The organism is Methylobacter sp., from assembly GCF_004322395.1.
GTDB lineage: Bacteria > Pseudomonadota > Gammaproteobacteria > Methylococcales > Methylomonadaceae > Methylobacter_A.
Genome location: NZ_SCTW01000138.1, coordinates 1 through 26,479 on the forward strand (window position 1 = coordinate 1; position 26,479 = coordinate 26,479).

Below are 26,479 nucleotides of genomic sequence, written 5' to 3' on the forward strand. Positions count from 1 at the left end.
CACCGGAGCTTTTGTCGAGAACAGCCCGTGAGGGGTGCGGCAGGGATGCCGCACGTCAGCAGAGGGGCAGGAGCCCCTTCTGCTGACCCTCGGCAAAAGCGAGGAGCGCAGGACGCAAGCGGCAACCGGGCCGCCTTTTCTTTGGTTACTTTCTTTTGGCGGAGCAAAAGAAAGTAACTCGCCTTCGGGGGCGAGACCCCGATTCAATCAACCGTCGCGTGAGCGACCCCTTATACATCATTCATTTAGCTAACAGCGTAACATCAGAATCTAATTTAGATAGTATTCAACAATCTACATCTATCATCTTAGATTTTGATGGATGATTGGTTAGCCGGTTCTGTCTTGCATCGTTACGGATACCTGACGAACATTCCAAATCTCGTCGCAATATTCACGGATCGCGCGATCCGAGGAAAATTTGCCGGCTCTGGCTGTATTCAGAATGGACATCCTGGTCCATTTTTCCGGGTCAGCCCAGACGCCGGCGACTTTATCCTGACAGGCGATATAATCGGCGTAATCGGCGAAAACAAGGAACGGGTCAGACTGGCACAGATTGTCGACTAAAGGACGGAATGCCTCGGTATCGCCATTCGAAAAATGCCCCGATGCAATCAGCGAAATCGCATCGGCCAATTGCGGATTGCCTTCGACGTATGAGTAAGGACGATAGCCTTGCTGCTGAAGCCGGACGGCTTCCTCAGTGTTCAGTCCGAACAGGAAGAAATTCTCCGCGCCGACTTCTTCACGTATTTCAACGTTGGCGCCATCGAGTGTGCCGATGGTTAAGGCTCCGTTCAACGTGAACTTCATGTTGCCGGTACCGGAAGCCTCCTTACCCGCCATCGATATCTGCTCGGACAGATCGGCCGCCGGGTAAATAAGCTGGCCGCTCTGCACGTTAAAGTTGGGCACGAACGCGACGCGTAAATATTTATTCACGTCCGGGTCGTGATTCACCACCTCGCCCACCGCATTGATCAGTTTGATGATGCGTTTGGCGATAAAATAGCCGGGAGCCGCCTTGCCGCCGAAAATGAATGCCCTCGGTGCGATAGCAAGCTTCGGATTCTGCTTAAGACGGTTGTACAGCGTGATAATGTGAAGAATATTCAAATGCTGGCGTTTGTATTCATGGATGCGCTTGACCTGCACGTCAAACAGCCAGCTCGGATCAAGCTCGATACCGGTCTCTTTGCGGACATGGTCGGCGAGTTGCTGCTTGTTTGCCTGCTTGACGGCCCGCCATTGTTTGCGGAACGCCGCATCCTCGGCGAAAGGCTCGAGCTTTCTGAGTTGCTCGGTATGGGTAACCCATTCGCCACCGATTGTGCGGGTTATCAGTTCGCTGAGTTTCGGATTGGCCGAAACCATAAAACGCCGAGGCGTCACACCGTTGGTTTTATTATTGAAGCGCTCCGGCCATAATTCATAAAAATCCTTGAGCACATTTTGTTTCAAAAGTTCCGTGTGCAATGCCGCCACGCCGTTGATGGAGTGGCTTCCGACACTGGCGAGATGGGCCATGCGGATGCGTTTTTCGCCATGTTCATCGATTAATGACAGCCGTTTGATCCGCTCTTCATCCTGGGGATGCTTCTCACGAACCGAGGCAAGAAACCGTGCATTGATTTCATAAATAATCTCCAGATGTCTCGGCAACATTTCCCTGAATAATGGCAGCGGCCAAGTTTCAAGCGCCTCGGGCAGTAGCGTGTGATTGGTGTAGCCGAAAGTGCGCCCGGTAATATCCCAGGCTTCATCCCAAGACAGCCGTCGTTCGTCGACCAACAGCCGCATGAGTTCGGCCACTCCAATAGACGGATGGGTATCATTAAGTTGCACCGCAAACTTTTCCGGAAAACGCTGCGGCGGTTGCTCCAAAATATCGAGAATACGCAACATGTCCTGCAGCGAACAAGAAACGAAAAAATATTGTTGCGCCAGGCGTAGCCTCTTGCCGATTTCAGGCTCATCATTGGGATAAAGCACCTTGGTCAGCGTTTCGGAGGTCACTTTATCGTTCACCGCCGCATAGTAGTCGCCGGTGTTGAAGGCCTGAAAGTCGAAACTTTCGCAGGCCTCGGCGCTCCAAAGCCGCAGGGTATTACAGGTGTTGACTCGATAACCTTGAATGGGAGTATCGTAAGCCATGCCTTTGACGGCCTGATGAGGAATCCATCGAACCCGATCCTTACCTTCATCGTCCCGGTAATATTCGGTATGACCTCCGAAATTGACATAGAAAGTGATATCGGGTTTGGCGATTTCCCAAGGGTTGCCGCCACGTAACCATTTATCGGTGAGCTCGCATTGCCATCCGTCACGAATCTCCTGATCGAAAATGCCGAATTCATAGCGAATTCCATAACCAAGCGCGTGCCGTTCAAGGGTCGCTAGGGAATCCAGATAACAGGCGGCCAATCTGCCCAAGCCGCCGTTGCCGAGACCGGGCTCTTCCTCAGCGGCCAGAAGCTCGTCCAACTCAAATCCTAATTCGGTTATCGCTAGTCGCGCCTCATTCTCAATGCCTAAATTCAATAAATTATTGCCAAGATGGGGGCCCATCAGGAACTCCGCTGACAGGTAGCAGGCCACTTTAATATCCTGCTCAAAGTAGGCCAGTACCGTTGCAACCCAGTGCTGTTGCAATCTGTCGCGCACAGCCAAGGATAAGGCCCTGTAATAATCATGTTTGGTAGCCAGAGAGGGAAGCTTGCCGATGCTGTGAACCACGTGATCGTAAATTGATTTTTTAATTTCCGGAGCACTCGTCAACGCATTGCTGTTTCCAAACAATGGACCAACCTCGTTATCCGCTTCGGCGGTATTATTCTTTTTTGCCATGGTGATGTCCTCGCTGCACGATGGTTATTTGGGCCATTTCCAAGACGCAAACTCGGGTTTGTCTATGCCGTGTTCGTAAGCATAGTGACTGCAACCGATCTGCATGCCGCGCAATTTTTCTTTGACATGAGCGCCGGCTACCTTAAGGCCCGGAACCCGGTTAATCGCATCGATGGCCAGACTGAATCGGTCGACCTCGTTGCGAATGGCCAATTCGAGCGGTGTATTGATATTGCCTTTTTCCTTGTAGCCTCGCACATGCATGTTTTTATGATTGGTACGTCGGTAAGCGAGACGGTGAATCAACCAGGGATAACCGTGGAAGTTGAATATGATCGGTTTATCGGCGGTGAACAGGCTGTCGAAGTCCCAGTCTGAAAGCCCGTGCGGGTGTTCGCTCTCAGGCGTCAGGCGGTAAAGATCCATCACGTTGATAAAACGGATTTTCAATTGCGGGAAATACTCCCGCAACAGGCACACGGCAGCCAACGCTTCTTGCGTCGAAATGTCGCCGCAGCCCACCATCACCACATCGGGTTCCGAACCTTGGTCGTTGCTCGCCCAATCCCAGATGCCGATGCCTTTGGTGCAATGTTCGATGGCGGCGTCCATGTTCAGGAATTGATGGTGTTTCTGCTTGTCCGAAACAATCACGTTGAAGTAGTCGGTGCTCTGCAAGCAATGGTTGGCGACCGACAACAGACAGTTCACATCGGGCGGCAGATAAATGCGCGTGACTTCAGGGCTTTTATTGACAACCACATCCAGAAAGCCCGGGTCCTGATGGGTAAAACCGTTGTGATCCTGCCGCCATACGGTGGAGGTGATCAGCAAATTGAGCGATGAAACCGGCGCACGCCAAGAAAGATCGTTGCTGATATCCAACCATTTGGCGTGCTGGTTGAACATCGAATCGATGACATGCACGAAGGCTTCGTAACTGGAGAAAAAACCGTGGCGCCCGGTCAGGAGGTAGGCTTCCAGCCATCCTTCCAGGGTATGTTCGGAAAGCATTTCCATGACCCGCCCATCCTTCGACAATTCGCCGCCGTCGGCATCCTCCGGCAAATAATCCGCCATCCACATTTTCTTGCTGGCCTCATAGATCGCATCGAGCTTGTTGGAGGTGTTTTCATCCGGGCCGAACACGCGGAAATTCGTCGGATTAAGTTTGACGATATCGCGCAAAAAAACGCCCAACGGTTTGGTGTTTTCAACTTCGGTTTGACCGGGATTTTCTACCTTCACGCCGTATTCGCGAAAATCCGGAAGACGCAATGCCTTGCGTATCAGACCGCCATTGGCATGGGGATTAGCGCTCATGCGCCGTACGCCCTTGGGCGCAAGCTCCTTGAGTTCTGGAATCAGGCGTCCGTTGGCGTCGAACAGCTCTTCCGGTTTGTAGCTGCGCAGCCACTCTTCCAGTTGCTTCAGATGCGCCGGATTTTCCTTCACGCCGGCCAGAGGCACCTGGTGGGCTCGCCAAAATCCCTCCACTTTATGTCCATCCACTTCTTTCGGGCCTGTCCAGCCTTTCGGACTGCGCAGTACGATCATCGGCCATCTGGGCCGCTCCAGATTACCGTCGGCGCGGGCAGTCTGCTGAATTTTGCGTATTTCGGTTACGCAGTGCTCCATGACGGCAGCCATGCGTTGATGCATGACTTCGGGATCGTTGCCTTCGACGAAATAAGGTGTCCAGCCATAGCCTTTGAACAGATTTTCAAGCTCTTCATGGCTGATGCGCGACAATAAAGTCGGATTATTGATCTTATAACCGTTCAGATTGAGAATGGGAAGAACCGCCCCGTCGCGGACCGGGTTAAGAAATTTGTTGGAATGCCAGGAAGTCGCCAAAGGTCCGGTTTCCGCTTCGCCATCGCCGACGACGACCGCCACCAGCAGGTCCGGATTATCGAATGCCGCCCCAAAGGCATGGGACACGCTGTAACCCAGTTCTCCGCCTTCGTGAATGGAACCCGGCGTTTCCGGCGTACAGTGGCTGCCGATGCCGCCGGGGAAGGAAAATTCCTTAAAGAACTGATGCATGCCTTCTTCGTCTTCGCCTTTGTTCGGATAAATTTCCGAGTAAGTGCCCTCCAGATAGACCGGACCAAGAACGCCCGGCGCGCCATGCCCAGGGCCGGCCAGAAAAATCGCATCCAGGTCGTAAAGGTTAATCAGGCGGTTCAGGTGGATATAGGTAAAACTCAATGCCGGACTGGCTCCCCAGTGACCAAGAAGACGGCTCTTGATCTGCTCGGGTTTGAGCGGTTCTCTGAGTAAAGGATTGTCCTGCAGATAAATCATACCGGCGGCCAGATAATTACAGGCTCTCCAGTAGGCGTGCATCTTGCGCAAGGATTCTTTGTCGAGCGGTTGGAGATTGTTCAAGGACGTTTCAGTCATGGGATACTCCTAATTTTCTGTTAAATCATTTCTGTTTGATACAGTTAATCGATAATTAAATCCTGTAATTCCTGTTTAAATAACATTACTTGTTAAAATCAAAATCGTGTTTACTTAACTGATGTTACGCTGTGCGCATTACAGCCGCGAAAAAGACCTTGTTTCCTGCCTGGGAACATCTCCCGTAGGGCGTGCCGTGCGCGCCCTGAGAGCCAAGGCGCGCACGACACGCCCTACCCTCATCCTCACTTTTATCAAACTGCTTTTTTGCGATTTTCGCGGACAATGCGTAACATCAGTTATTTAACGTAAAACACGCGAGCTTGGCTTTTTCAGCTCCATGTGCTCAATGCAATTACCAATCCGGTAGTCGCCAAAAATTATTTTTTTCTTTCTCGGGTAAATCAAGCTGCCGAGGTTCCAGGAGATCGCCCCAATCCGTCCGATCGTTCATTTGTTGTTGTATCGGTTTGTCCACGAAATCTTTTTCGGTTCGCGTTTCCCAGCCTCCGCCCAAGGCTTTATAAAGCGCAATAAGATTGGTGGCAATGTCGCCGGATACAGTCACCAGCGACTCTTGAGAGCTCACCAGAGTGCGTTGGGAATCCAGTACGCGCTGGTAATCGACTAGCCCCTCCTGATATTGATACAGCGACAATTCCGTCGATCGCTTGGCCGCCTCATAGGTTTGTTGCAGATCATTGCGTTGTTCCTGCGCTTTGAGGAAACCGATTGTCGCATCTTCCGCTTCCTTGGCGGCGTTTAGCACGGTGCTTCGATAATCGGCAATCAATTGCTGGAAGCGGGCATCCTCGACGCGCACCTGGTTGGTGATGCGGCCGTAATTGAAAATATCCCAGCTTAGGCTGGGGCCGATAAAATATTGGAAGCTCTTGGCGTTGAACACATCGCTGAGTTCGCTACCGCCAGCCGAGGCGAAAGTCAGCGCCGCGTCGCTGGCGCGCAGATTAATTGAACCGAGCAGCGAAAAATGCGGATATAAATCGGCTTTGGCCACGCCAATCAGCGCGCTTTGCGTCGCCAACTGACGTTCGGCAAGGCGAATGTCGGGGCGCCGCCGCAACAAATCGGCAGGCACGCCAACGGCAATCTTGGCCGGTGCGTCAGGTATCGGGCGAGCCTGCGCCACATAACTGTCTATGCGTCCCGGCGGTTGGCCGAGCAACACGCCCAAGGCGTTTTTCGCCTGACGCACACTGGCTTGCAATGGAGGGATGGTGGCCAAAGTATTGCTCAGCAGGCTTTTTGCCTGCAGGTGATCCAATTCGGTAATCAATCCTCCGGAAAATAGCGCATCGGCGATCTCCAGGGTGCGTTGCTGGATTTTCACGTTGTCGCGGGCGACCTGAATGCGGGCTTCGGTGGTGCGAAGCAGCACATAGGTTCGCACTACTTCGGCGGTCAGCGACACCAGCGCGTTGTCGTAACCGGCAACCGAAGCGTCCAGATTGGCCAGACTCGATTCCACTCCGCGGCGGAACTTGCCCCACAGGTCGAGTTCCCAGCTGGCGTCGAAGCCTATGCCGGTAGTGCCGAAATTGCGGTCGATCGCCGAAGTAGTATTCGGCGCATGCGCGCTGATTTGCTGATAGCTTAAATCGCCGTTCAGTTGTTGCAGTTGAGGATATTCGAAGCCGGTGGCGATACCCAGTTGCGCCCGTGCTTCCAGGATGCGGACACCCGCCAGTTGCAGCGTTAAATTCTGCCGCCGGGCCTCTTCAACCAGCCGATCCAAGTCCGGATCCTTGAACACTTTCCACCAGTCAGCCAGTTTCGCTTCGCGCTGGCTGAGCCGCGAATCGGACTGGTTGATCCATTTGCTTTCCACAGCGGCTTCCGGTTTGGCATAATCCGGCCCCACCGTGCAACTGGCGTTCACCCATAGCACCGCAGCCACACCCGCCAAGCCGTGGAGGGTGCGGATAGCGCCGGAATTTGACTGTATGCCGTTGCTCTTCTTGCCTCGCATAGTCATTCCCCCGGCCCCAAGCTCAGCTTGCGATGCCCGGTTTGCGCTTGCTCTTCTACTTCTACTTTGTAAAAAATGGCATACAGCACCGGAACGACAATCAAGACCAGCAGCGTCGCAAAGCCAAGGCCGAATACGATCGTCACCGCCATCGCAATGAAAAAGGCGTCCGTGAACAAAGGAACCATGCCCAGCATGGTCGTGCCGGATGACATGGTAACGGGAATCAGGCGGCTGACACCGGACCGCATCACCGCCTGGAACGGCGTCGCGCCCTGGCCGAGCTGTACATTGATTTCGTCGATCAGTACAATCGACGCCTTGATGATCATGCCCGAAAGGCTCATTAGTCCCAGCAGCGCCATGAAACCGAACGGCTGATGAAAAGTCAGCAGCCCAGCAGTGACGCCGATGATGGCCAGCGGCACGGTCAGCCAAATGATCAGGGTCTGTTTGATCGAGTTGAACAGAATCAACACCGTCAATACCATCAAGCCGAAAAACACCGGTATCGAGCTCGCCAGCCGTGAATTGGCGCGCGCGGAATCCTCTGCCTCGCCGCCCCAGGCCATGTAATAGCCGGGCTTGCCCTTAAGCGGCCACAGGTCGTTGTCGCCGACTTTGAGCGTCGACGCATCGAATTCTTCAATCAGATCATCGGAACTTTTGCCATACACCGCGCCGGCATCTACGCCCAAGGCTTGTTCGATTTTGGTTTTAACCTTCATGAAGACTTCGCTGGGCAATCCTTCGCGCGGATCGGCATGGATGCGCAGCATTTTGCGACGGTCCCAGCGCCATACATGCGCGTCTTCGAATTCGAGCGGAAAAGAAGACACTACTTGGCCCATCGGGATCATTGTTTGCGCAGCGGGGCTCCAGATCTGCACCGCTTCCAAGCTGTCCAGATCGGCGCTCTCGGCCGACGGCGCGCGAGCTACCAGCGGGATCAATTCATCCCGCTCGCGGTAAACCCCGACCTTCTGGCCTTCGAACGCCATCGACAGCGCTTCGGACACCTCCGGGCGATCGATGCCGGCGCGCCGCGCCTGGGATTCCGCCAATTGCGGCCTGAGCACCTTGGTTTTGTCACGCCACTCGTTACGCACGGCCTTCGCGGTTGGCTCCGCAAGCAGAATGGACTCAGCTAGGCCTCCCAAACGCCGCAGTTCCTCAGCGTCCGCCCCATAGATGCGCAGTTGGATCTTGCCGCCGGTAGACGGGCCTAAGATGAACAGCCGCACGTTGACGACGGCATCGGGGTAGAGCGCTTCGAGTTCTTCCTGTACCTGCGGAGCCATTGCGGCAATGCGGGTGTAATCGTCGACATCCACCAAAATCTGGCCGAAGCTAGGGTAATTATGTTCAGGGGTATAAGTCAGCAGGAACCGCACCTGGCCGCCGCCCAATTGGCTGGTCAGATGGGTGACGCCTTCGTGCTTCTTGATCAGCTGCTCGGCCTGTTTGATGCGCCGGTCAGTTTCCTTGATGTCCATGCCTTCCGGGAACCAGAGATCGACATAGAATTGCGGACGAGTGGAATCAGGAAAAAAGCTCTTCTTAACAAAACCGAATCCCAACAGGGCCGCTATAAACAGCGCCACGACAATGCCCACAACGATCCAACGAAAGCGCAGGCAATAAATCAGGAAATGCTGATACTTTCCGTAAAATCCGACCGAATAGGGGTCCACCTCCTCGCCCGTTGCAACGGCGCCGGTTGTCAGAAACATCTTGCATAACAGAGGTGTGCAGGTGACAGAAGTCAGCCAGCTGAAAGAAAGCGAAATCAGGATCACCGAGAACAAGGTGCGGCAATACTCGCCGGTGGAATCCTCGGAAGTGCCGATTGCGGCGAAAGCGATAATCGCCACCGCGGTGCCGCCCAGCATCGGCAACGCGTTCTGGCCGACGACGTCGCGCGCCGCATCGTAGCCGTTTTGTCCTTGCGCCATGCGCATGCGCATGCCGTCGGTGACCACGATTGCGCAATCCACCAGCATTCCGAGTGCGATAATCAACGCTCCCAAGGAGATCCGTTCCAGAGTGATATCGAACATATGCATCACGATAAAGGTGCCCATGATGGTCACCAGCAACACCGCGCCCAGGATCAAGCCGCTACGCAAGCCCATGAACAGCAGCAGCACACCAACGACGATCGCTACCGCTTCGGCCAAGTTCACGATGAAGCCGGTCAGAGAAGCCTCCACCGATTGCGCCTGGTGGGAAATAATGTGGGTTTCGACGCCGACCGGGCGCATCGGTTCGAGTTCCTTTAAGCGCTGATCCAATGACTCAGCCATTAAGATGACATTGCCGCCAAGCACCGTCGAAATTCCCAAGCCGATTGCGGGCTGCCCGTCGAAACGCAGCAAAGTCGTTGGCGGTTCGCGATAGCCGCGCTTGATGTCGGCCACGTCGCGCAGGTACACCAAACTTTGGGATTTCGTCCCGCGGGAGGTAATCAGCAAGTCGCCGAAATCCTGTTCCGATTTGTATTCGCCGGTGGGGTTAATCGGTATGAACTCCTGCCCCAGGTTAAAATTGCCGGCGCTCGACACGACGTTTTTGGCTTGCAAAGTACTGTAGATGTTTTGCGGCGAGATGCCGAGCTGCGCCATTTTTTCCCGGCGCATTTCCACATAAATCGCTTCCTTTTGTTCCCCATACAGGACGACGCGCTTAACATCGGTCGCTTTCAGCAATTCTTTTTGCAGGTATTTGGCGTATTCGTACATCTCCTTGTAACTGTAGCCCTCGCCGGTGATCGCAAGATAAATGCCGTACACATCGCCGAAATCGTCGTTGACCAGCGAAGGCCCTGCTTTGGGAGGCAATTTGCCCTGCGCGTCGTTGATCTTGCGGCGTAGTTCGTCCCATACCTGCGGCAACGAGAACTTATCGTATTGGTCTTTCATTTTGACTTTCACGATCGAAAGGCCGCGGTAAGAATGCGATTCGACCTTTTCCAATTGCCCCATTTCCTGCGTGGCCTTCTCGATCACATTGGTGACTTCTTCTTCCACTTCAGCGGCGGCAGCGCCGGGGTAAGGCGTCGAAATCACCGCCTCCTTGATCGTGAACTCGGGGTCTTCCAAGCGGCTCAAGGCTTGGTACGACTTCCAGCCGACCACCAACATCAGCACGATCATCACCCAGGTGATAACTCTTTTTTGTATGCTCCATTCCGCCAAATTCATTTGCTTGAGTCCCCTCGATCTAATTTACGATTAGAGTCGTGCCGTATTTGTCACCTTGGTTGACTAACGGTTATTCGAGCGCCCGAACCGTTTGGCCTTCGTGTAGCGTGCTGACACCGCTGATCGCTATAGTTTCGTCCGCATTCAGTCCGCTGACGATCCGGATACTGTCGCTTCCGGATAAATCGCCGGTTGTCACCGCGCGGCGTTGTGCTTTCATGGTTTGCGGATCGATAACCCAGACGTGCGATTGGCCCGCGTTATCGGCAAATACAGCGATGGCCGGAATCAGGATTTCCGCGCCTGTCTCGGCACCCTCGGTAAATTCAGTTGAAACGTTAACCGTCATTCCCGGCAGGATGCGGATGCCGGTGGGTGCGGGCATCATTAGCACTACGCGGTAGGTTTGCGTAACCGGATCGGCTTGAGTCGCGAATTCCTTAACCTGCAACTCGAAGCGCCGGTTTGGGTCCGCGGTGAATTCGGCATAAAAGCGGGGTAAGGTTTTACGGATCGGTGTAATCATCAGCTCCGGCACGTCGATTAACACTTCCACGTTTGTCACATTCTGTAAGCTGAGTATCGCCTGTTTGGCTTGCACTTCTTGGTAATTATCAATGTACTTTTGAGCGATCACGCCATCGAAAGGCGCTTTCAACCGGGTATATTCCAATTGATCCTTGGCCGCGGCAGTTGCGGCTTTCGCGGATTGCAGTTCGGCGCGGGCAACCTTTTCGGCTGCGAGTTTAAGCGATACCATCGACTCGCTGACAGCTCCGGCATCGGTCTCTTTCACCTTGACATAACGCTGGTGTTCGGCAATCGCATAAGTAAGCCCTGCTTGAGCTTTTCCCAACGCGCCTTCAGCATTGCGCAGATTGGTTTCATAGTCTCGGGGATCGATGCGTGCGACAAGAGTTCCTTTCTTGACTGTTTGACCTTCTTTCACCGGAAGTTCGACCACTGTGCCGGGCACTTGAAACGCCAAATCGACGCGATCGGCAGCGCGCACTGTACCGGGCAATTTTTTGGTTTTTCCTGCCAACGAACCGCCGGCCTTCATTAACTTTACCGGACGGACCGTCTCGACGGTTTTGGCGGGTTCTTCGTTTTGCCCGCAGGCCGAGAGCAATACCAGACCAACCGTGCAGATTGCAAGTCCGGATTTTATCTGAGACCTTCGCTGAACTAGCGCATAAAAATTCATTTTGACACCTGATCCAAGAATTGTTGTTTGACTATCGCCAGTCTGAAACTCATGCCCTGTATTTATGTGCTTACCTGATCAATTATTTAAGGAACCTCGTAATAAGTCTCAAATAGGGGTCGTCTTTTCAGCTATGTTTCGGGCTCCAAATTGACGAATTGGAAACTTGCCGATTAATCATCAAGATGACATAATCCATTCTATTACTCAACAAATAGGCCGTGCTATTGTAGAGGTTACGTAAGCCGACGAAAGCCCTCGCTGAGATCGGAGAAATAAATCGTTCCCCAATAGTGCCGGTTTACGAGGTGGTATGAAGAAGCGCCATATGGTCTTCTTCATACATATCTTTACCTCAATAGCTCAATTGGAAGATGGAAGCGTTTCATGGCAGGCACCTCATGACGGATTAAGATGGAATGTCAGTTTAGGCCACAGTTTCACTTGCCGGAATTCTCATCCACTGCTTCCCATGAAGAATCCGGATCGTAGACTTTCATCGCTAAAGCCAATTCGGTGGTTTTCGGTCCTAAATTTTTCTGATATATCTTTCCATTATGATTGACGACAAAAGTCATAATGCCGGATGATCCATAAACGGCAGGAAAGGCTACCAAGGCAAAGCCTGCAATCATGTTGCCGTTGATGATGTAATCGTATTTTCCGCCGGGAACATTGCCGCCCTGACGGGTAAGAATCTTATATAAATAGCCGTGATAAGGCGTCATCGATTCCGTGCTGCCTTGTGTCTTGTAACCTGCTGCTTTGGCTTCCGCCACCAGAGGACCCAGAGGACTCTGGGGCTTACCAGGCACCGCCGCTTCCCAATATAAGCCGTCGAATTTACCCGGTTCACTGCGTAACTTGGCCGCGAATTCGCCCACTCCGTCGCCGTCCCAGTCGATAGAAGCATATTCGTATTGTGCTTCCACATAACCTCGAATCACTGCCAGCGTATTCAGCTCATTACGCCCGATTCTGCGGTTCAGGATTTCCTGTTTCCCTTGCTCGGCATCGAATCGCCATTGACCTCCGTTATTCACAACAGGAACAGGAAACGCCCAGTCATTCTGTCCGAAATGCAAAATCGCTTTATCGGCCTGCTGATTTTCGATAGAGGATTTCTGTTCGGCCATTTTCAAAAACTCCGCACTATTGTTGGCATCTTCCACGTCGTCACCGGACGAAAAAAGTTGCGCATATTGGCTGCCGAAAAGTGCCGAGATTTTGTTTTTGTCGTTGTCGCGTGCGGCATCGACCAGCGCTTTTGATGCTTCTTCGGGCGATGCAAAGCCTTGGCCCTTATCCGCCGCTTCGGTTTCGGGAGCGGCGGATAAGGCGCTTGTAGCAATCGAGGTCATTATAATGACCATCGAAAGGGTATAACGAAGTTTATTGGACATCATGACGGACACCTATCCTAATAAATAATCGAACAGCCATTGACTAGGTAAGGGTTGCGACAACCCTATTGCCAAGGACAAATCAAATATAGAGTCCAGAGTTAGTAAAGCGACATTTGCTCCTTCTCCCTCAGGGAGAAGGTTGGGATGAGGGGATTCAAATAAGCATTTTCCTTATCTTAGATTCCCCTCACCCAACCCTCTCCCGCTGGAGAGGGCTTTGCGTCGCTTTATCAACTTCGGGTTCTATAATTTCATGTATTTAAACCATCACCGGCGACCGCCACGGCTTCTCGCAGCACCACCGCCGCCTCTACTTACTGCGCGTTGCCCGCCGGATGACGGGCTTTGCCTGGCCGGTTGTTTGGCACGCGAAACACTGGCGCTTCCGCGATTACTAAAAGCGCTGGAGCTGCCGCCATCCCGTGCACTATCAAACGCATTCGGACGCGACATTTCCTGACGGCGCTGTGACTGGAGCCGTTGCTGTGTTTGTTCATTGCGTTGTCTGGCCATCTGCTGTTGATTGCCCGATCTTTGCCTGGCAGGCTCTGCTCGTCTTTGGCTCTGAGCGGCGGCGTTCGTTGAAGCTCCGAGGTCTTTTGTACGAGCCCTCCCTGCCTGCTGCTGCCGGGAACCTTGACTTGATGCGCCGCGCCTGCTCTCGACATTGCTCCTTTGACCTGACGCCTGTAGGCCTTCCAGGGCGCTTTCACGGCTGCCTGGAACCGGCCGGCTACGGCTTTCGGCTGTGCCGGGTTTTGCCGCCAAGCGCCGCTGGACATCGGCGCTGGAAGGCCGGGCTTGAGCTGAACGATCTGCCGCTTCGACCTTACCGAATCCTCGCGTGTCGGCAGGAATATTTTGGGCGCCGCTGAGCCTGCTCCCGGCCAAGGCCGGTGACTCAGTGCGCCCCATGCGCTGCTGGGCGGCAAGCGGATAATCCTGGCCACGGCGATGGCTAGGATTCGGTTGCCAGCGATTGGTCTGGCCCCTTAAAGCCGAGAGTTGATCCTGGCTGAAAGTGCCGTCCCGATTAACATTGATTTCATTACCGGAAATATTAACGTCCCGGTCGACATTGACATCGCCGCGACTAACGTTTGCATTGTTATACCGCGATCCGCCGCCGTAATATCCGCCCCCTCCCCCGCGCCAGCAGTTTCCGCCGTGGCATACGGCGTCGCCATAATGATGCGAGACATGGTAATCATCCCAATCATCATCGTCGGCCCATTCCATGATGCCCCAGGTCAGCAATCCTCCGACAACCGCGCCGGTCCCGAACGACATCCATTGATCCGAACTGGAGGAGGTGGTCGTCGTAGTGGTCACAGGCTGGGCATAATAGGTCGGATAATAGCTTGCTGCGGGTGCCGCGGTCATGGTTCCTGCTGGATACATTTGGGTGGTTGGAGGCGGAGCCATCGATGCAGCATAAACAACCTCAGAGTTATATCTTGGAACCGATAAGGTATCGGCTTTGGCCGGCTTTATGCTAATCACTTCTTGGGTCAATACGGCCGGCGTTGCTTTGACTCCCTCTGTTTGCTCTTGTCCGGGCTCCTGCATCGACACCGTCTCGGCTTCCACTTTTTGCAGATCGGAATCCTTCAAAAATCCGGCATCGATAGCTCGCTTGCGTAAAGTCTGGATCGCGTCCATCAATTGCGGCGGATTGGACAGAAATGCATCGCCCAACTGTGTGGTCCAGTCCAGGTGTTGATCCATCATCGCAATAACGTCAGGGACCGCAGTCAGCCGGACGACGCTGGCGTCCCAGTTTTTGCCGCGCACGGTCGCAGGATCCGGTTTGGATTCCAGCCAGCGGGCCGCCTGCACCACTTCCAGCGGATAGGTGGCTGCCACCAGCACTTCGGCCAAAAGCGGATCGGGATAGAGCGCTATCGGAGCCACCAGCGACTCAAGGCTGGTTAAGGGTTGAGCTTCCGGCTTCGGAACAGGATGAGTTGCAGGCTCGGGTTGCGCGGGCTGAGGCGCTGACGTGACTGGCGGCGCCTGGGCTTTCTCTTTGTCCTTATCGCCGCACCCTACAGCATGCATCGCGAACATGAGTAGCGCAATGCGACCTAAGAACACACGAAGCGTTGCAATATGGCGGCCTGCATCGACAACTTTCGCCAGGGAACTCTCGCCATCGGTGTTTTCAACGATGGCCATTTCGCCGAAAGCCCGGCCTTTGGCGCGAACCCGGGCGGTGTCGCCGACAATTTCGAGCAGACGGGTGTGGCGGGCGATATTATTAATCTGGGGCATTACCAAAGCTCCATATCATGTGATCAACATGTAACAGGCAAACTGTAATACTGGAGTTGCACTACGTTTGTCGGAAGACGGATTTGTTAATCTGAAGATAACTGTTTTTATTCTATTACTCAGCGAACAGACCTCGCTATTGTAGAAATTACGTATATTTACATCGCCTCTAAATACATAACTGATGTTACGCACAGATAGTTTTTGTCCTGTTTGTCGCACTGCCTGGATGTAGAACAGGAATGAGCTCAACTCGCGGCGCAGCGCGTCACTGCCATTAAGTTAAGAAAAAAGCTCCCTCTCCTGCTGGAGAGGGTTGGGGTGAGGAGAATAAAAATAAGGCAAAAAGCTTTATTTGATTCCCCTCATCCTAACCTTCTCCCTGAGGGAGAAGGGACTGACCATCCTTAACTTAATGGCAGTGACGCAGCGCGTGGGAACGAGACATAACAATAAGCGCTGTGCGAAAACGAAGAAGACTTGCCGGTGGTACGAATTCAATCCCGTCTGCCGCGCCGAGTACCGGAGCTTTCGGCGAGACAAATCGGCAGGATAGCCGATTTGCATGCGCAGCACCCGAAGGGCGAGGTACAGGGATTGTACTGAGTGAGCAGCCCGTCAGGGGTGCGGCAGGGAGGCCGCACGTTGGCGAAGGGGCAGGAGCCCCTTTCGTCAACCCCCGGCGAAAGCGAGGAACGCAGGAAATAAGCGGCAACCGGGCCGCCTTTTCTTTGGTTACTTTCTTTTCGACTGCATGGATGCAGGAGGTAGAGCAACGCAGGAACAGTTGCCGAGGCGACGCAAAAGAAAGTAACTCGCCCTCGGGTGCGAGAACCCGATTCAATCAACCGTCGCGTTAGCGACCTCCTTGATATACGGCATTAATTCGGCTAACTGCGTAACATCAGATACGTAATCTCTACAATAGCGCGGCCTGTTAAAACTGGAATAGAATTTTTACGGCGAATGCTTACTCTAACAATGATGAGTAATCTTGACTTCGCCACCCCTTCTTTTTAGGTAAACGATTATGTAACGCAACGGCAGCATTAACTCTTTGCTTTTTGAGTATTGATCAAATGGAGTTTTCGTAATGGCCCAGATTAATAATCTCACCCGCCACACCCGTCTTCTCGAAATTGTCGGCGACACCGCCCGGGTTCGCGCCAAAGGCCGGGCTTTCGGCGAAATGGCCATCGTTGAAAACACCGATGGCGAGAGTTCCCTGGCGAAAGTTGTAGACCTGGACCGCGACATTGTCAGTCTTCAGGTGTTTTCAGGCGGCAAAGGCCTGTCCACAGGCGCCACGGTTAATTTTCTCGGGCGTAGTCTGGACGTGGTTTATTCGCCCAATATTTTGGGAAGGATATTCCGTGGATCCGGCGATCCGATTGATGGAGGACCGGAACTCACTGCCGACCCGCGCATTACGGTAGCAGGGCCGACCGTTAATCCGGTGATGCGGGTCATGCCGACGCACATGATCGAAACCAAGGTTCCGATGATCGATCTGTTCAATTGCCTGGTCGAAAGCCAAAAAATACCGATTTTCTCGGTTGCCGGCGAGCCGTACAACGAATTGCTGGCCCGCATCGGCTTTCAGGCCAATGCCGATGTGCTGGTTTTTGGCGGCATGGGTTTGATTTTCGACGACTACCACTTCTTTCGCACCTCGTTCGAAGCTCACGGCGTGTTTCACCGGACTGTGATGTTTGTCAACCAAGCTTCGGACCCGCTGGTCGAGCGCTTGATGATCCCGGATATGGCTTTGGCTGTAGCCGAAAAAATGGCGGTCGAGGAAAACAAGCGGGTTCTGGTGTTATTGACCGACATGACCGCTTATGCCGATGCGATGAAAGAACTGGGTGTCGCCCAGGAACGGATTCCGGCCGTACGGGGCTACATGGGGGATTTGTATACACAGTTCGCGCAGCGCTATGAAAAGGCCTGCGGCTTTAAGGGCGCCGGTTCGGTCACCATCCTGACCGCGACCACCATGCCCGGTGATGATGTCACCCATCCGGTTCCCGACAATACCGGCTATATCACTGAAGGACAGTTTTACCTGCACGACGGCTTTATCGACCCGTTCGGTTCCCTGTCGCGTTTAAAGCAGCACGTCATCGGCAAGGCTACGCGCGAGGACCACAGCCAAATCATGAACACGATGATCCGCTTTTATTCCGGCTCCGTCGAAGCGAAAAAGAAGCAGGAGATGGCTTTCGAACTGTCGCCGTTCGACCACAAGCTGTTGAAGTTCGGTAAGCTGTTCAAGGAACGATTTATGGATATCAAGGTTTCCATCCCGGTCATCGAAGCGCTGGATTTATGCTGGCGGACCTTGGCGGAATGTTTCTCTAAAGACGAGTTGCTGATGAAAAAGAATCTGGTCGACAAATATTTTCCGCAACAACCAGACGACGCGGCACAGGGGTAAGCCGCCATGGCCAAGCTGAAACTCAGCAAGCAGTCGCTGCATCACCAGCAGGAGCAGTTGAAGCTCTATAAGCGCCTGTTGCCGTCGCTCGACCTGAAGCGCCGGCAATTGACGATGGAATCGCAGAAGGCGCAAGAAGAACATGCAGCCGCCGTAGCACAGATCGACGCTTTGGAAACACGCATCGGCGAGGAATTGCCGATGCTCGCCGATGAAGGCCTGCATTTGCATGACCTGGTGGTCGTCAAAGGCTATAAGCTGGGTGAACAGAATATCGTCGGCGTCAGGCTGCCGGTGCTGGAATCGCTCGATTGCCAGGTCGCCGATTATTCGCCTTTGGCGACGCCCGCTTGGTTCGACATGCTGGTGCAACGTTTGAAGGATGCCAAAACCTGCCGGCTGCGCGCCGAGATTGCCGCCCGGCGCTTGGATATTTTGCGCCTGCAATTACGAAGGGTGACGCAACGGGTCAATCTGTTCGATAAAATCCTGATTCCGACCGCGCATCGAAACATCCAGCGCATCCGCATCTATCTTGGCGAAACCGAACGCGCGGCGGTAGTGACTTCAAAACTCGCCAAATCCAAACAACTGCAACAGCGCAACGTGCTCGCGGAGGCCCCGGAATGAGTATCGTCCAATTAGACAAAGTCACTTTCGTGGGCTTGACCGAGGACAGGGAACGCTTGTTGCAGGACTTGCAGGAATTGGGTTGCCTGCATATCGAACCGTTCGCGTTGGAGACCGAAAATCAGGCTGCGACAGGTGCCAGTGCCGGGACGCGGGAAGCGCTGCAATTTTTGCGCGACTACCCGCAGCGGAGGCGGCAAAGCAAGGATATTGCGCGTTTCGATGCTTTAGAAATTGAACGGAAGACACTCGATGTACGGCAGCGTCTCCAAGCACTATCCGACGAGCGCGATTTTCTGATCAAGCGCATACAGGACATGCGGCCATGGGGCGATTTTGAGTTTTCACCGTTGCCTGAAATGGGCGGCCTGCGCCTATGGTTCTATGTGATACCGCATCGAGACATGGTTTTAATACGGGATTTGCCACTGGTCCATGAGATCGTCAAAAAGGACAATCGCTATTGCTACGTGGTGGTCGTTTCCGAAAGCGAGCCGGAAGGAATGCCCGTCAACCGTACGCATATCGGCAGCCGGCCGCGTCATGAATTGGAGGCGCGTCTTGAAGAAGTGGAAGTCGCCATCGAAGACGTGCAGGCGGAACGCGCCTATTTGACCCGCTGGTACAGCTTGCTGCGCGAAAATATCGCCACTCTGGAAGATAAGGCCTCCTTGGACGCCGCGCAAAACCAGACTTACACCAAGTCAGGCCTGTTCGCATTGCGCGGCTGGGCGCCGCACGTGAGGCTTGCGGAACTTCAAGGCTATGCGCGCCGGCATGGGGTGCATATGGATGCACGGGAGGCGCAGCCGGACGATAACCCACCAACCTATCTGGACAACCCGCCCTGGCTTGCTGCCGGCGAAAACCTGGTCAATTTCTACATGACGCCGGGCTATAAAACCTGGGACCCGTCGCAGATCGTGTTCGTCTCCTTTGCGCTGTTTTTCGCGATGATCCTGGCCGATGCCGGTTATGCGCTGGTGTTGGGGGCGTTTTTGCTTGCCTTCTGGCGCAAAATGGGCGCTTCGCCCGGCGGCAGGCGTTTTCGTCCGCTGTGCCTGGCTATCGTGATCTTGTCGCTGCTTTACGGCGTGATGGTCGGCAGCTATTTCGGGGTGGCGCCTCCCGCCGGCACGCCGTTGGCCGCGCTGCACGTATTGGACATGAGCAATACCGATCTGATGATGCAGATTTCGGTGTGCATCGGCTGCATCCATGTCATCTTGGGGGCGGTGCTGGATGCGGCCAGGTATAAGAGCCTCGTGGAAGGTTTGGCGTCGATCGGTTGGGCTTGTATTGTCGCAGCCGGTTTGGTGTTTGTGCTGTCAACCGCTTTCGGTCTCGGCATTTTAAAACCGCTGTCGGTAGTCTTGATCGGCACGGGCGCGCTGCTGGTGTTGTTGTTTACGGCGCCGTTCGAGAAACCTTTGTCCCGTTTGCTCAATGGGCTGCTTGGATTGACCAAATTATCCGGCGCGTTCGGCGACGTGCTCAGCTACCTGCGCTTGTTTGCGCTGGGGCTCGCCAGCGGTTCCCTGGCGGCGGAATTTAACCACATGGCGCTTGGCCTCAAAGAATCCATACCGGGCGTCGGCATTGTCGTCGCCTTCCTGGTGCTGTTGTTGGGGCATGTAGTCAATCTGGTGCTGGGTTTGGCAAGTTCGGTCATCCACGGTTTACGGCTGAACGTCATCGAATTTTTTAATTGGGGATTGAAGGAAGAAGGCTCACCGTTCAGGCCTTTCCGCCGTAGCGAAAGATGAGGGAGAGCGGCACTTACAAGTGTAGGTTTCCTCGTTCCCACGCGCTGCGTGGGAATTCAGTATGGGACGCGCTGCGTCCTATGTTGATAGACTCTGCATTTTTGGCCGTTGACCACAGTCCTTCGCGGCGCAGCGCGCCTTGACTGCATTCCCACGCAGTGCGTGGGAACGAGATAAATCGGACGTCATTCCGGCAGAGAATCACTCCGGGCAGGATAGCCCGGAGTGAGTCCATGCCGGTATGACGAGCTATTTAAGCAAAGTGGGAAGAGTCCGCATATCCCACAACTGGGCTTTATAAAAACTTTAATATCGACTGGAGGTTTATTATGGACGCTTTTATCTTGGCCCTTGGCTGGGTGGGCATGTTCGCACCTTTGGCTTTGGGCGCGGTCGGCAGCGGGATCGGTTGTGCCCGTGCGGGCATGGCGGCTTGCGGCGCGCTATTGGATATTGAAAGCGGCTACGGCCGCTACATCGGGGTTGCCGCGATGCCTTCCTCGCAGACCATATACGGCATTGTCGTTACCATGGCGCTACGGCGGGAGCTGACGCTCGAAAATTCGCCGGGCATTTTCGGCATAGGCCTTTTCGCCGGCCTGGCTTTGATGTTTACCGCCTTCGCCCAAGGCAGCACCTGCGCCGCAGCCATCAATGCCGCGAAAAACAAATTGGAGATTTTCGGTATTTCCCTGGCGCCGGCTGCGTTGGTGGAAGGTTTCTCGGTGTTCTCATTCGTATTTGCGCTGGTGCTGTCCGCCGGCATTCCCAAATAAGCTGACGGAGCCGAATCATGACCGAGCTAATTAACACTGACTCCAGCGTACAAGAGCTGATCGACAGGATCCGCGACCAGGGAGTGCAAAGCGCAAACCGGGAAGCAGCGCGAATCCTCGCGGAAGCGGAAGCGAAAGCCTCACAGTTACTGGCGGATGCGCAAAAGCAGGTCGAACAACTGCGCGCCAAAGCCACGGCGGATATCGAAGCTGAGCAGGCTGCAGCGCAGGAAGCCTTAAAGCTTTCTGCCCGCGACACCGTCATGCGCTTGAAGAACTTGGTTTCTACCGCATTTGAAACCTTTGTCCACCGTCTGGTCACCACGGCGACGCAAGACCGGGAGTTGATGAAAAACCTGGTTCTGGTATTGGCGGGACATAGCGCGGAAAAATTTACCAAAGACAAGAAAATTCAAATTCTTCTGTCCGATGCCCTATTGACCGGAAAATCCGATCCGAAGCTGCGCGAGCTGGGCAAACAGACCATCTTGAGTCTTTCCAGCGATATGTTGCGCGAAGGCGTTGAATTGATTCCATCCAGCGGCATCGATGGCGGCGCGAAGGTGCGCCTGGTCGGCGAGCAACTAGAAATCGACTTGTCCGACAAGGCAATATCCAAAATGCTTGCAGCCCACTTACTGCCGCGTTTTCATGCGCTGTTGACGGCGGCGGAATAAGGAGCTCCTCAGCCATGAAGGATGATTACTATACGGTCGTAGCGAGTTTCCCGCATTTGCCTTATTTCGCGGGTGCCGAGCGGCTTCCCCTTTCCCGTTTGCGTCTGGAGCAGCGTTTGCGCATGCTGGATGGCGATGAAAGCCGGCAGATAGTCCAGGCTGAATTTCTGGCCGGTTGGCGCATGCCTGCCGGCAAATTGGGCGGAGGCAATATCGCTACGCATTATAAAAAGACGCTGCAAAGCATCAGCCAACCGGTGTTGCGGGAGTTCGTGGAATACCGCCTGGACATACAAACCGTCGTTGCCGCGTTACGCATGAGGCTGGCCGGCCGCGATCCGAAGCAATACCCTGGAACTTGGGGTATCGGCCGTCTGGTCAAGCATATCGAAGCGCATTGGGATGCCGCCGATTTCCGGCTGGGCACGACTTTTCCATGGCTGAACGAAGCCGGCAGCTATCTGGCGGCTGGCGATGCGATGGCGTTGGATCGCCTGCTGATGGACGTTGTATGGCGGCATCTGTCCCGTTTGGGCGATACGAACTCTTTCGGTTTCGAACCGATCGTCGCCTTTGTATTCAAATGGGATATTTTGCAGGCTTGGCTGCAGCGCGATGCAAGCGCCGCGAAACAACGCTTCCAAACATTGATCGAGGAGATAAAACATGTCCAATGAAAATACCGGCGCCGTTTATGCGACAGTGGTGGGCGTCAAGGAAAGTCTGGTCTTGATCGAGTTTGACGAAGCTGCCGAAGTGATGAAAAACGAAGTGGGCTACGTCTGCGTCGGCGAAGAACGGCTGAAAGCCGAAATCCTTCGGGTGCGGGGGCGCACCGCAGACATGCAGGTGTTCGAGGATACCCGCGGCGTGCGGGTTGGCGATCGGGTGGAATTGTCCGGCGAAATGCTTTCGGCAACCTTGGGCCCTGGGCTGCTGGGCCAGGTTTTCGATGGCTTGCTTAACCCTTTGCACGGTCTGGCGCAAAAATACGGTTTTTTCCTGCCGCGCGGCGTGTTGATGCCGCCGCTTGATCCGGATAAAAAATGGCAGTTCACTCCTGATGCGGCGATAGGAGATTCTTTACCTCCCGGCGGTGTGCTGGGATCGGTGCCGGAAGGCCCGTTCAAGCACAAGATCATGATACCTTTCAATGAACCGGAACCTGTCCGGTTGACCTGGATTCGAGGCGGCAGTTTTTCCGTTAACGAGGTGGTTGCACGCTACAAGACGTCGAACGGTGAAGAAAAGGAATTAACCATGGCGTGCCGCTGGCCGATCCGGCGTCCGATTCCCGAGACCCTGCTGCGCAGGCGTTATACCGAGCGGCAGTTTCCATCGAAGCCGCTGACCACCGCGACCCGAATCATCGACACTTTTTTTCCAATCGCGCAGGGCGGCACCGGTTGCATCCCAGGGCCGTTCGGCGCCGGCAAGACGGTGTTGCAGAGCCTGATCGCGCGCTACTCCAGCGTCGATATCGTGATCATTGTCGCCTGCGGCGAACGCGCAGGTGAAGTCGTCGAAACCATCCACGAATACCCGGAAACGGCCGATCCCCGCACCGGCGGCACGTTAATGGACCGCACGATCATTATCTGCAACACCTCGTCGATGCCGGTCGCGGCCCGCGAAGCTTCGATCTACACCGGCATCACGCTGGGAGAATATTTCCGCCAAATGGGCTACGACGTGTTGCTGATCGCCGACTCGACGTCGCGCTGGGCGCAGGCGATGCGCGAGACTTCCGGCAGGATGGAGGAAATCCCCGGTGAGGAGGCATTTCCAGCCTATCTCGATTCCGCGATCAAGAATCTTTACGAGCGCGCCGGCGTGATCCGTTGCGCCGACGGCTCCATCGGCACGCTGACCTTGATCGGCACGGTTTCTCCGGCAGGAGGAAACTTCGAGGAGCCGGTCACCCAGTCCACGCTCGGCACCGTCAAGACCTTCCTCGGCTTGTCCGCCGACCGCGCCTACAAACGCTTTTACCCGGCCATCGATCCGCTGCTGTCGTGGTCCCGCTACCTGGATCAATTGGCGCCCTGGTTTACCAAAGAACTCAATGCCGAATGGGTTAACGACGTTAAAAACATGATGACCTTGCTGGAGCGCGGCGACGGCATTTATCAAATTATGCAGGTCACCGGCGAAGAAGGCATTACCCTTGAAGATTTCATCGAATGGCAAAAATCGATGCTGCTGGATATGGTTTATTTGCAGCAGGATGCTTTTGACGAAGTCGATGCCTGTATGCCCCGCGAGCGGCAGCTAGCCAGTTTCGGTGTATTAAAAAAACTGGTTGCTGCGGAATTTAAGTTTCAGGACAAAAACGAAGCCAGGGATTTTTTTACCAAGCTGACCGGCCTCTATAAAAACTGGAATTACAGCCGTCCCGATTCGCCGGATTACGAACGCTACAGCAAGGATATTGAACAACTCGCCGGTCAATACTTGCCGGGCCATAGCATTCAATAAACCTCAAAGCCGTTGCAAGGAGCGTTGTCATGATTAGAAAAGAAATCATCGATTTATTCAAGGTCAAACCCGATACAAAAGTCCGGCTCAAGGATTACCACACCGGATGGGAGCAGACTGATGAATTGAAATCCGCAGGCAAAAAATTCGTCAAGGAGAGAGCCAACGAGGTTTTACAAACCAGCATTGAAGAGTTGTCCGAATGCCAGCAATTGCTTTACGCAGATGACCGCTACGCCTTGCTGATCGTCTTGCAGGCGATGGATGCGGCAGGAAAGGACGGCGCCATCAGGCACGTGATGTCGGGCGTCAATCCCCAGGGCTGCCAGGTTTTCAGTTTCAAAAAGCCGTCGGCCGAAGAACTGGACCATAACTTCCTCTGGCGCTATATGAAATCCCTGCCCGAGCGCGGCCGCATCGGCATTTTCAATCGTTCCTATTACGAAGACGTGCTGGTGGTCAAAGTCCACAAAGACATGCTGGAACAACAAAAGCTTCCGAACGGCAAGCACGGCAAGGCGTTTTGGCAGGATCGCTATGACGATATTAACGCCTTCGAGCGCCACCTGGTGCGTAGCGGTACGGTCGTGTTGAAGTTTTTTCTTCACGTCTCCAAGGAAGAACAAAAACAGCGATTCATGGATAGGCTTGAACGCCCCGAAAAAAACTGGAAATTTTCACTGGCTGATCTTAACGAGCGCAGCTACTGGGACGAGTATGTCGATGCATTTGAAAAAGCCATCAGTGCAACTAGCACCAAATGGGCGCCCTGGTATATCGTGCCGGCCGATGATAAATGGGCGACTCGAGCCGTGGTCGCCGACATTGTCACCACGACTTTGCGTAATCTCGGACTTGAATTTCCCGAAATGGACGATGAGCAACGCGCGTTATTGGAACAAGCTCGACAGACCTTAGAAGAGGAATAACCATCGCGGAATTCAAGTTCTTACCTTTTCGCGTGACGCGTATTGTGCAGTCGCAGATTCAGGAATATTTGGATGCAGTTTCGATGGCGATTTTAGCTTACCAGGAAGGGATGATGGCCTATTTTATTGTACAAAATATTTTCGAACAGGAAGTTTTCGTAGTTTCAAACGTTTCATGTGTCGAAAACAAGTCCTAAGCGGTTTATTGCCCGCTTAAAGAAGTCCTTTTCAGGACTTCCGGTCTCAGGGAAGCCGAAATACTAAAAGTGTTAGCTTTTGATCTGTTCAATTGTTGATGAAAATTCCTTAATAATGGAGTGAGCTTAACAAATGATCATTTAACCCAACGCGGAGAGGGTTTTTGTGTTCTTCGTTTATTTCGCTTATATGGAGAAAATACTATGATTAACATTCCAGTTGATAAAAAAAAGGCATGCTGCTTATCGGCGGTTGCCGTAATAGGAGCGCTGCTGACAGGTTGCGCAACGGAAACGCCAAAAGCTCCACCGCTGAGTGATAAGACCGCTGCGTATGTAGAATACGTCAGAGCAGATATGAGACAGGACAAGGTGGTCATGATCAATCAGGCTATGAAACTGGATCAGAACGATCCGAATTATAATGCTTTCTGGCATCAATATTACCCGTATGAGTCGGAATTGAAAAAGCTTAATGACGAAAGGCTGGCGTTAATTCGCGATTACAAGTTCAACTTGAACAACATGACTGACGATACGGCAAACAGCCTTGCTAAACGTGCTCTTGCAATACGCGAAAAGAAGCTGGAATTGATCGAGGATTATTACAAAAAAATAAAAAAAGCCACTTCACCAATAATTGCTGCAAGATTTCTGCAAGTAGAATACGACATCGGCCTTTTACTTGATCTCGAAATTGCATCTGATTTACCGCTGCTGAAAAAGAGTCAATAAGAGTAGTAACCCTGACTTTATCTGTGCTGATCTGGAAATGTGTGAGGGTTATCTACCGGGTAGATAATTTTTATCAAACCTTAGGAAGCAACCCTCACAAGGGACTAATAGGAAGTTGAGTGAAGACAAGGTCAATTGCGGCTTGCTTGGCAACTGCCGCGGTATGCTGTTAATACCGGGCGAAAAAAATCAGGCAGGCCTTCGCTAAGTAAATCCGGCTGCGCGCTGGACTCGTTACAATAAAATCATGATCGTTCCGGTGACTTTTGGGAGTGGCAAAATGACCAGTGTTCCGGCAACCGATCAACAGGGCAAAAAAGCATCAGCTCTTTTACCTGTCTCCGACAATAATCGCCGATTATTGTAAAGCGCGAAAACTAGTGCGTAATTTTCTGAATGAGAAATTGGAGCATCAGTTATGAACAACGAAAAAAATTCGTTACCCGATAAGGCGCAGGAAAAGCTTATCTCGCGCAGAGTGCTCGATTTATTCATACGCGCCGGATTGATCGTTT

The 26,479-nt window shown here is 53.5% G+C and carries 17 protein-coding genes; 9 read left to right on the forward strand and 8 right to left on the reverse strand.

What is annotated here, in order from left to right:
• The 8 genes from EPO18_RS18245 to EPO18_RS18280 all read right to left on the reverse strand — a co-directional run.
• Nucleotides 1–207: hypothetical protein (locus EPO18_RS18245; protein WP_292435866.1), on the reverse strand; the 207-nt coding region annotated here is incomplete at its 3' end.
• A 123-nt stretch (nucleotides 208–330) separates the two neighbouring features.
• Entirely contained in the window at nucleotides 331–2,850 is a 2,520-nt protein-coding gene (locus EPO18_RS18250; protein WP_292435869.1) for a glycogen/starch/alpha-glucan phosphorylase, read from the reverse strand.
• 24 nt (nucleotides 2,851–2,874) lie between these two features.
• Complete coding sequence (locus EPO18_RS18255; RefSeq protein WP_292435872.1) at nucleotides 2,875–5,259, reverse strand: phosphoketolase family protein; 2,385 nt, start codon at nucleotides 5,257–5,259, stop codon at nucleotides 2,875–2,877.
• Nucleotides 5,260–5,614: 355 nt separating this feature from the next.
• Nucleotides 5,615–7,249, reverse strand: coding sequence for an efflux transporter outer membrane subunit (locus tag EPO18_RS18260; RefSeq protein ID WP_292435874.1), 1,635 nt, complete (start codon nucleotides 7,247–7,249; stop codon nucleotides 5,615–5,617).
• Nucleotides 7,250–7,251: 2 nt separating this feature from the next.
• Nucleotides 7,252–10,452 (reverse strand): efflux RND transporter permease subunit, encoded by a 3,201-nt coding sequence (locus EPO18_RS18265; protein WP_292435877.1) that lies wholly within the window; start codon nucleotides 10,450–10,452, stop codon nucleotides 7,252–7,254.
• A gap of 70 nt (nucleotides 10,453–10,522) precedes the next feature.
• On the reverse strand, nucleotides 10,523–11,659 hold the full coding sequence (locus EPO18_RS18270) for an efflux RND transporter periplasmic adaptor subunit (protein ID WP_292435879.1): 1,137 nt from the start codon (nucleotides 11,657–11,659) through the stop codon (nucleotides 10,523–10,525).
• A gap of 440 nt (nucleotides 11,660–12,099) precedes the next feature.
• A complete protein-coding gene (locus tag EPO18_RS18275) occupies nucleotides 12,100–13,065 on the reverse strand; it encodes a DUF2950 domain-containing protein (RefSeq protein WP_292435880.1) in 966 nt (321 codons plus the stop codon).
• A 267-nt stretch (nucleotides 13,066–13,332) separates the two neighbouring features.
• Complete coding sequence (locus EPO18_RS18280) at nucleotides 13,333–15,339, reverse strand: DUF3300 domain-containing protein (RefSeq protein WP_292435882.1); 2,007 nt, start codon at nucleotides 15,337–15,339, stop codon at nucleotides 13,333–13,335.
• Nucleotides 15,340–16,432: 1,093 nt separating this feature from the next.
• Here EPO18_RS18280 and EPO18_RS18285 point away from each other — a divergent pair.
• From EPO18_RS18285 to EPO18_RS18325, 9 genes are all read left to right on the forward strand, one after another.
• Complete coding sequence (locus EPO18_RS18285) at nucleotides 16,433–17,776, forward strand: V-type ATP synthase subunit B (RefSeq protein WP_292435883.1); 1,344 nt, start codon at nucleotides 16,433–16,435, stop codon at nucleotides 17,774–17,776.
• 6 nt (nucleotides 17,777–17,782) lie between these two features.
• Nucleotides 17,783–18,406 (forward strand): V-type ATP synthase subunit D, encoded by a 624-nt coding sequence (locus tag EPO18_RS18290; RefSeq protein ID WP_292435885.1) that lies wholly within the window; start codon nucleotides 17,783–17,785, stop codon nucleotides 18,404–18,406.
• Entirely contained in the window at nucleotides 18,403–20,172 is a 1,770-nt protein-coding gene (locus EPO18_RS18295; protein ID WP_292435887.1) for a V-type ATP synthase subunit I, read from the forward strand. Before EPO18_RS18290 ends, EPO18_RS18295 begins: the two co-directional genes overlap by 4 nt.
• A 329-nt stretch (nucleotides 20,173–20,501) precedes the next feature.
• The gene (locus EPO18_RS18300) at nucleotides 20,502–20,948 is read left to right on the forward strand and encodes an ATP synthase subunit C (RefSeq protein ID WP_292435890.1); all 447 of its coding nucleotides are present in this window, start codon (nucleotides 20,502–20,504) and stop codon (nucleotides 20,946–20,948) included.
• Between the two features lie 17 nt (nucleotides 20,949–20,965).
• A complete protein-coding gene (locus EPO18_RS18305; protein ID WP_292435893.1) occupies nucleotides 20,966–21,625 on the forward strand; it encodes a hypothetical protein in 660 nt (219 codons plus the stop codon).
• A gap of 14 nt (nucleotides 21,626–21,639) precedes the next feature.
• Nucleotides 21,640–22,302, forward strand: coding sequence for a DUF2764 family protein (locus EPO18_RS18310; RefSeq protein ID WP_292435895.1), 663 nt, complete (start codon nucleotides 21,640–21,642; stop codon nucleotides 22,300–22,302).
• Nucleotides 22,292–24,103 carry a V-type ATP synthase subunit A gene (locus EPO18_RS18315; RefSeq protein ID WP_292435898.1) on the forward strand — a complete coding sequence of 604 codons (1,812 nt, stop codon included), beginning with the start codon at nucleotides 22,292–22,294 and terminating at the stop codon, nucleotides 24,101–24,103. The genes EPO18_RS18310 and EPO18_RS18315 overlap by 11 nt, the downstream gene beginning before the upstream one ends.
• A gap of 29 nt (nucleotides 24,104–24,132) precedes the next feature.
• Nucleotides 24,133–25,032 carry a polyphosphate kinase 2 family protein gene (locus EPO18_RS18320; protein WP_292435900.1) on the forward strand — a complete coding sequence of 300 codons (900 nt, stop codon included), beginning with the start codon at nucleotides 24,133–24,135 and terminating at the stop codon, nucleotides 25,030–25,032.
• A 401-nt stretch (nucleotides 25,033–25,433) separates the two neighbouring features.
• Nucleotides 25,434–25,964: a hypothetical protein gene (locus EPO18_RS18325; protein WP_292435902.1), complete on the forward strand. Its 531-nt coding sequence runs from the start codon at nucleotides 25,434–25,436 to the stop codon at nucleotides 25,962–25,964.
• The last annotated feature ends 515 nt before the right edge of the window (nucleotides 25,965–26,479 follow it).